At 63.0% G+C, this 6880-nt stretch carries 7 protein-coding genes; 3 read left to right on the forward strand and 4 right to left on the reverse strand.

What is annotated here, in order from left to right; all coding sequences use genetic code 11:
• Positions 1-104 precede the first annotated feature (104 nt).
• Positions 105-1196: a xenobiotic reductase XenA gene (gene xenA / locus ACQKPZ_RS27870; RefSeq protein WP_427544456.1), complete on the reverse strand. Its 1092-nt coding sequence runs from the start codon at positions 1194-1196 to the stop codon at positions 105-107.
• An 85-nt stretch (positions 1197-1281) separates the two neighbouring features.
• Between xenA and ACQKPZ_RS27875 the strand changes: the two genes are divergently transcribed.
• A complete protein-coding gene (locus ACQKPZ_RS27875) occupies positions 1282-1581 on the forward strand; it encodes an ArsR/SmtB family transcription factor (protein ID WP_391126934.1) in 300 nt (99 codons plus the stop codon).
• A gap of 148 nt (positions 1582-1729) precedes the next feature.
• Here the strand turns inward: ACQKPZ_RS27875 and ACQKPZ_RS27880 are convergent, their stop codons facing one another.
• From ACQKPZ_RS27880 to mqo, 3 genes are all read right to left on the reverse strand, one after another.
• On the reverse strand, positions 1730-2353 hold the full coding sequence (locus ACQKPZ_RS27880; protein WP_427544458.1) for a helix-turn-helix transcriptional regulator: 624 nt from the start codon (positions 2351-2353) through the stop codon (positions 1730-1732).
• Entirely contained in the window at positions 2353-2991 is a 639-nt protein-coding gene (locus ACQKPZ_RS27885) for a hypothetical protein (RefSeq protein ID WP_427544461.1), read from the reverse strand. Before ACQKPZ_RS27885 ends, ACQKPZ_RS27880 begins: the two co-directional genes overlap by 1 nt.
• A 260-nt stretch (positions 2992-3251) precedes the next feature.
• A complete protein-coding gene (gene mqo / locus ACQKPZ_RS27890) occupies positions 3252-4889 on the reverse strand; it encodes a malate dehydrogenase (quinone) (RefSeq protein ID WP_391126943.1) in 1638 nt (545 codons plus the stop codon).
• Between the two features lie 334 nt (positions 4890-5223).
• Here mqo and ACQKPZ_RS27895 point away from each other — a divergent pair, with 334 nt between their 5' ends.
• Both ACQKPZ_RS27895 and ACQKPZ_RS27900 read left to right on the forward strand, forming a co-directional pair.
• Positions 5224-5754 (forward strand): sigma-70 family RNA polymerase sigma factor, encoded by a 531-nt coding sequence (locus ACQKPZ_RS27895; RefSeq protein WP_427544463.1) that lies wholly within the window; start codon positions 5224-5226, stop codon positions 5752-5754.
• Between the two features lie 4 nt (positions 5755-5758).
• The gene (locus ACQKPZ_RS27900) at positions 5759-6724 is read left to right on the forward strand and encodes a FecR domain-containing protein (protein ID WP_427544466.1); all 966 of its coding nucleotides are present in this window, start codon (positions 5759-5761) and stop codon (positions 6722-6724) included.
• Positions 6725-6880: the final 156 nt, after the last annotated feature.

A 6880-nucleotide genomic window follows, 5' to 3' on the forward strand; every position in this document is an offset into this window, starting at 1 on the left:
GCGCGGCCCGATCGCGACACAAGGCCGCTCCTACAGGAGACCGCGTACGCTTGTAGGAGCGGCCTTGTGTCGCGATCGGGCTGCGCAGCAGCCCCCGGCATCACTCAGCGATAACGCTCAAGCCAGTGCGCGTATGGCGCTGGCAAGGTCCAGGAGGCTTTCTCCACCCCCAGCTCCTTGGCTGCAAAGTACGCCCAGTGCGGGTCGGCCAAATGCGCACGCCCGACCGAAACCAGGTCCAGCTGGTTGGCCTGCAACGCAGCCTCCGCCAGTTGCGGCGTGCCAAAGCCCCATGCCGAAGTCACCGGCAGCTTCGCCTCACGGCGTACACGCTCGGCAATCGGCCCCATGAATGCCGGGCCCCACGGGATATTGGTCTCGGGGATGGTGAAACCGACGCTCACGCTCAGCAGGTCCAGGCCACCGGCCTTGAAGCGGCGCGCCAGCTCGATCGACTCTTCCAGGGTCTGCTCGTCGCGGCCGTCGTATTCCAGCACACCAAAGCGCGCGGTCAGCGGCAGGTTCTCCGGCCACACTTCACGCACCGCGGCCAAGGTTTCCAGCAGGAAGCGGCTGCGGTTGTCGAAGCTGCCGCCGTAGGCGTCGGTACGCTTGTTGGAGTGTTCGGAGAAGAAGCTCTGGCCCAGGTAACCGTGGGCAAAGTGCAGTTCGATCCACTCAAAGCCGGCATCACGCGCACGGCGGGCGGCATCGACGAAGTCCTGCTTGACCCGGGCGATGTCATCCAGGCTCATCTCGCGTGGCACTTTCGGCAGGTGCGCGCCAAAGGAAACGGCAGACGGGGCGATGGTTTGCCAGCCGCGGGCGTCGTCGGCGGCAATGTGGTCATCACCTTCCCACGGGCGGTTGGCGCTGGCCTTGCGCCCGGCGTGGGCTATCTGGATACCTGGCACGGAGCCGGCGGCCTTGATGGCCTGCACCACCGGCACGAAGGCCTGGGCGTGGGCATCGCTCCAGATACCGGCGCAACCGGGGGTGATACGCCCTTCCGGCGCCACCGCCGTGGCTTCGACCACCAGCAGGCCGGCACCACCACGGGCCAGGCCTGCGTAGTGCACGTGATGCCAGTCGTTGATCATGCCGTCCTCGGCCATGTACTGGCACATCGGCGGGATGGCGATGCGGTTGCGCAGGGTGACGTCCTTGAGGGCGTAGGGTTCGAACAGTGCGGACATGGGAAACTCCGGGTTCATCTGAATACTGTTGTTCGATCATAATCGAACTATGGCAATTAATGAAACCCCCGTTATCATGTGAGCCATGCGAGCCTATAAACATCCCACCGCGCAAGACCTGATCCTTGAACGCCTGCTCTACGCGCTGAGCGACCCCGTGCGCCTGGAAATCGTCCGCCATCTGGCCGGTGTAACCGAAGCCAGCTGCGGCGAGCTGGACGGCGGCCGGCCGAAGTCGAGCATGTCCCATCACTTTCGCGTGCTGCGTGATGCAGGGTTGGTGCATACCCGCAATGTGGGCACGACCCACATGAATTCGTTGCGCAGCGAAATGCTGGGCGAGCGGTTTCCCGGGTTGCTGGAGTGCATCCTGCGGCAAGTTTGACCTGTCAGGCTGACACGATCCCTGTAGGAGCGGCCTTGTGTCGCGACAGGGGCGCGTAGCGGCCCCAGGTTTTCAGCTTCGCCGCAAGAATTGCCGGGGCCGCTTTGCGACCCTGTCGCGACACAAGGCCGCTCCTACAGGGGCAGTGTCAGCCTGCAGGTTTTGTACGGGCAAGCGCAAACCGGCACACCTGCCCTCCCCTGAGCATGCATTCCTCATGGCTGACTGCGGCCCCGCCCAGGGCGCCGATCAACGCCAGGTCCAGCTCGCAGACCACCGGATGCGCCTTGGCCAGATGATGGAACACACAATTGTGCGCGACGATCTCGGGTTCACCTGACGAGCGAAAGAACACCTGCGCCTCATACCCGGCAGTGTTCATGTGCTCGACGATACGCGCTTCATCCACCACCTTGTGCTCAAGGTCTGCGGCCAGCTTGCGCCCCAGTTGGCGCATCAGCGCCAGCAGTGCTTCCTGGCCCAGCAAACCTGCCACCTCACCAATCAGCAGGTTGGCCAGCAGCGGGTACTGGCGGGGGAACTGTTCGCGGGCGTGCTCGGTCAGCTCGTGCAGCTGTTCCGGCCGACGCCCGGTAGGCCGGGTAGCGCCGCGCTTGACCAGGCCATCACGCTCCAGTGCGGCCAGGTGCTGGCGCACGGCCGTGCGGGTGATCGCCAGGGCCTGCGCCAGGTCGTCGATGCTCATGCCAGCTGGCCGGTGCAGCAACGCGTGGAGCAGGTCCTGTTGGGTACGGCCCAAACCTTCAAGCATCAGAACTTGCCCGGGAATTGTTTGACCAGCGCTGCAGCCAAGGCATCGGACAAGGTCAGGATATGCTCACGCATCATTCCCCATGTGCGCGCCTCGGCGGCGTAGTCACCGGCCGCCAGTTGATCGATCTGCGCCACATGGTGGCCGCCATGAGCACTGAGCAACGTCAGCAGGGTCGGTTCGGGCAGGTTCGGGTTGGCCTTGGCCAGGAACGCCGCGATGGCCTTGGCATTGCTGGTCAGTTCATCGACGGCGGCTTGTTGGCCCTTCTTGTCCTTGACCACGGTGGCGTCGCTGTAATGCTTGATAGCGCCCCAGTGGCCGGCCAGCAGTTTCAACAACTGGTCAGCAGCGGGCTGGCCGTACAGCGGGGCGATGCTGCTGGCGATTCGTGTGGCGTCGCTGACCACTTCATTGGCGGCGACTTGCGCCTGTTTGGCGTTGCCGGCCTGGTTGGCTACGGCATAGTTGCGCACCCAGAAGATGTGCTCGACCCAGAGGTCGCGCAGGGCCATGCGCGTGGTCAATGCAGCGGATTCTGCGGGTTTGGCGGCGGGGGTCGGGGAGGCGTAGCTCTGGCTCCATGCCGGCTGGGCGCACAGGGCGAGCAGCAGTAAGGCAGCAATCTTGGTGTTCATGACGGCACCCTCCTGGAGGGGATCGACTGACAAGATTAATTTAAGCATCAAAATATGTTTTTATCGGTTGCTGTGCAGGTTTCCGATCAGTGGCTTTCTGTGCCGGCCTCTTCGCGGGCTTGCCCGCTCCCACAGGAACTGCACAAACCTGCAGGCGACGCGTTACCTGTGGGAGCGGGCGAGCCCGCGAAGAGGCCCGAACAGGCAACAAAAAAGCCACGAGGTCACCCCCGTGGCTTTGTTGTCACAACAATGGCCAGTTACAGCGCCATGTCGTTCTCAGGCTTGCTCTCAACCGGCTCGCTCGCAGCGCCACCGAAGTCGACGCTGGCATCGATCACCGGCGGTTTCTCCAGTTGCAGCACTTCAGCGGTGTAGTTCCACTCTTTCTGGGTGGCCGCTGCCGAATCGTTCAGCTTGGTGCCGTAGCTCGGTACGATTTCCTTGATCTTGGCTTGCCACTCTGGGGTAGCAACCTTCTCCTTGAACACCGTCTCCAGCACGTTCAGCATGATCGGCGCAGCCGTGGAGGCGCCTGGCGATGCACCCAGCAGGCCAGCGATGGTGCGGTCTTCGGAGGCAACCACTTCGGTACCCAGCTTCAGCACGCCGCCCTTCTCGGCATCACGCTTGATGATCTGCACGCGCTGGCCGGCCTGCCACAGGCGCCAGTCTTCTTTCTTGGCGTTCGGGAAGTAGGTGCGCAGGGCTTCGAAGCGGTCGTCATCCGACAGCATCAGCTGGCCTGCAAGGTACTCGACCAGCGGGTACTGCTCGATACCCACCTTGGTCATTGGCCACACGTTGTGGGTGGTGGTGCTGCTCAGCAGGTCCAGGTACGAACCGTTCTTCAGGAACTTGGTCGAGAAGGTAGCGAACGGGCCAAACAGGATCACGCGCTTGCCGTCCAGCACACGGGTGTCCAGGTGCGGTACCGACATGGGTGGTGCGCCGGTCGAAGCAATGCCGTAGGCCTTGGCCATGTGCTGCATGGCCACGGTCGGGTTCTCGGTTACCAGGAACGAGCCGCCCACCGGGAAGCCTGCGTATTCCTTGGCTTCCGGAATGCCCGACTTCTGCAGCAGCTTCAGTGCGCCGCCGCCGGCACCGATGAACAGGAACTTGGCATCGGTGGCCGACTCGGTACCGTCCTTCAGGTTCTTGTACTCGACGTGCCAGGAGCCGTCCTTGTTGCGGGTGATGTCCTGCACTTCGCTGGACAGCTTCAGATCGAAGCCTTTCTGGGTTTGCAGGTGGCCAACGAACTGGCGGGTGATCTCGCCGAAGTTCACGTCGGTGCCGATTGGCGTCCAGGTCACGGCCAGTTTCTGGTTAGGGTCGCGGCCTTCCATCATCAGCGGGACCCACTTGGCGATCTGCGCGTGGTCCTCGGAATACTGCATCGGGCGGAACAGCGGGCTGGCCTGCAGCGCGTCGTACCGCTTCTTCAGGAACTTGATGTTGTCATCGCCCCACACGAAGCTCATGTGCGGGGTAGTGTTGATGAACGAGTGCGGGTTCTTCAGCACGCCCTGGCGTACCTGCCACGACCAGAACTGGCGGGAGATCTGGAAGGCTTCGTTGATTTCGATGGCCTTGGAGATGTTGACGTTGCCGTCTTTGTCTTCAGGGGTGTAGTTCAGTTCGGCCAGCGCGGAGTGGCCGGTACCGGCGTTGTTCCAGCCGTTGGAGCTTTCTTCGGCCACGCCGTCCAGGCGCTCGACCATTTCCATCGACCAGCTTGGCTCCAGCTCGTGCAGCCACACGGCCAGGGTGGAGCTCATGATGCCGCCGCCGACCAGCAGCACGTCTACTTTCTTGGTTTCTGCGGCGTGCGCTTGCATGACGCTTGCAGCGACAGCCAGACCCAGCAAGGTCTTGCCAGCTTTCTTGAACATTGATCAATTCCAGTCAGGAGAACGGAGGGAGGGCCTGTGGCTGGCCCAGGTGTTCCTTGTTCTTCAGCGCAGGCTTTTTGTTGGTCATTGTTCAGCAGCCAGAGAACCAGAAAACGACTCGGCCTTTTGTCGAATTGACCGACAAGGCTGAATCGTTTTTCTGATTGTATCCGAAATGCCAGCACAAACAAATTGCGCGCCGTCGCGTCAAGGCGACAGGTTGTCCCAGGCTCGGCACCGGCGAGGCCGACAATGATTGCAGTATTTTTCAGCGACCTCTACTATCGCGATCACTTCTCATTTACACCAATTTGCGCTCGCACCGGATGCCGCCGTGGTTTCGATCCCAGAGTTGAACACCTCGCTTCATACCCTGTACCACAGCCATTCGCGCTGGTTGCTCGGCTTCCTGTACCGTCGGCTTGGCAGCCGCTGCGATGCTGCCGACCTGGTGCAGGACACCTTCGTGCGCATTCTCAACCGCCCAAGGCAGTTTGACGGTGAACGCGGTGAGCGCTCGTACCTGGCCACCATCGCCCGCGGCCTGTGCGTGGACCACTGGCGGCGGCAGAAGCTGGAACAGGCCTGGCTGCAGCAGTTGGCCTTGCAGCCCGAAGCACTGCAGCCCTCCCCCGAACAGCGCGCCATCATTGTCGAAACCCTGCACGAGGTGGACGCGATGCTGCTGCGCCTGCCGGCCAAGGTACGCCAGGCATTCCTGCTGGCGCAGATCGATGGCATGGCCTACCGCGACATCGCCGCACATGTCGGGGTGAGTGAACGCATGATCAAGAAATACCTGGCCCAGGCGTTTCTGCATTGCGCCATTCTTGAAGCCGAGCTCGACGGGTTGCTGGTGGAGTGATGCCATGACCTCATCCGCACAAAAGCTCAGCCATGCCAGCCTGCAACAAGCCGCGCAGTGGTATGTGCAGTTGCAGGACGATAACGTCAGCCCTCACCTGCGCGCCCAGTGGCAACACTGGCTGGGCCAGCACAGTGACCATCAGGCGGCCTGGCACTACGTGCAACGTGTCGGCCAGCGTTTTACCCCCTTGCAGGGCGAAGGCGCGGCGGCGGGCCGGGCACTGCGTGAGCACGACGCACACCGCTTCAGCCGGCGCACCGGGCTCAAGTCGCTGCTGGTGCTGGGTGCCAGCTCGCTACTGGGCTGGCGGGCCTGGCAGGGTGCGCCCTTGTCGGGTTTGGGCGCCGATATTGCCACGGGCATCGGGGAAATCCACGAGACCCGCCTGGCCGATGGCAGCCACCTGTGGCTGGGCGCCCAGAGTGCCGTGGACATGGAGTTCTCCACATTCAGCCGGGTGCTGAAACTGCGTTTTGGCGAGCTGCTGGTGGAAACCGCCCACGACCCGCGTCGCCCCTTCTTTGTCGATACCGCGCAAGGGCGCATGCAGGCGCTGGGTACACGCTTTGCGGTGTGCCAGCAGGGCGAGAACACCCGGCTGGACGTGTATGCCGGCGCCGTGGAGGTGTGTACTGCGCACAGCGGTGAGCGCTGCATCGTGCAGGCGGGCCAGCAGGTGGAGTTCAGTGCCCGGGGCATCGGCAGCACGCGCGCGGCGCAAAGCGCGGGTGAGTCGTGGATTCATCACCGTTTGAATGCCGAAGACATGCCCTTGGCGCAGTTGCTGCAAACGCTTGGACGCTATCGCCATGGGCATCTGGGTTGGCACCCGGATGTTGCACGGCTGTCGGTGATGGGGGCCTTCCCGCTCAACGATACCGACCGGGCGCTGGAGTTGTTGCAAGCGGCGTTGCCGGTGCGGGTGCAGCGTGTGACACCGTGGTGGGTGACTGTCGAGCCGGTTTGATTGCTGTGGGCCAGCGTAGCCTTCCAAGGCATGCACGGACCTGTAGGAGCGGCCTTGTGTCGCGATGGGCTGCGTAGCAGCCCCAGGGTTTCAGCACAGCGGCACAAATTGCCGGGGCTGCTGCGCAGCCCATCGCGACACAAGGCCGCTCCTACA

The sequence above is a fragment of the Pseudomonas sp. NPDC089547 genome (assembly GCF_050280665.1).
Classification (GTDB): Bacteria; Pseudomonadota; Gammaproteobacteria; order Pseudomonadales; family Pseudomonadaceae; genus Aquipseudomonas.

Excerpts from the sequence above, each read along its gene's own strand:
- ACQKPZ_RS27875 (WP_391126934.1), top strand. The coding sequence starts at position 1,282 with ATGCGAGCCTATAAACATCCCACCGCGCAAGACCTGATCCTTGAACGC.
- ACQKPZ_RS27885 (WP_427544461.1), bottom strand. The coding sequence starts at position 2,991 with ATGAACACCAAGATTGCTGCCTTACTGCTGCTCGCCCTGTGCGCCCAG.
- xenA (WP_427544456.1), bottom strand. The coding sequence starts at position 1,196 with ATGTCCGCACTGTTCGAACCCTACGCCCTCAAGGACGTCACCCTGCGC.
- ACQKPZ_RS27900 (WP_427544466.1), top strand. The coding sequence starts at position 5,759 with ATGACCTCATCCGCACAAAAGCTCAGCCATGCCAGCCTGCAACAAGCC.
- mqo (WP_391126943.1), bottom strand. The coding sequence starts at position 4,889 with ATGTTCAAGAAAGCTGGCAAGACCTTGCTGGGTCTGGCTGTCGCTGCA.
- ACQKPZ_RS27880 (WP_427544458.1), bottom strand. The coding sequence starts at position 2,353 with ATGCTTGAAGGTTTGGGCCGTACCCAACAGGACCTGCTCCACGCGTTG.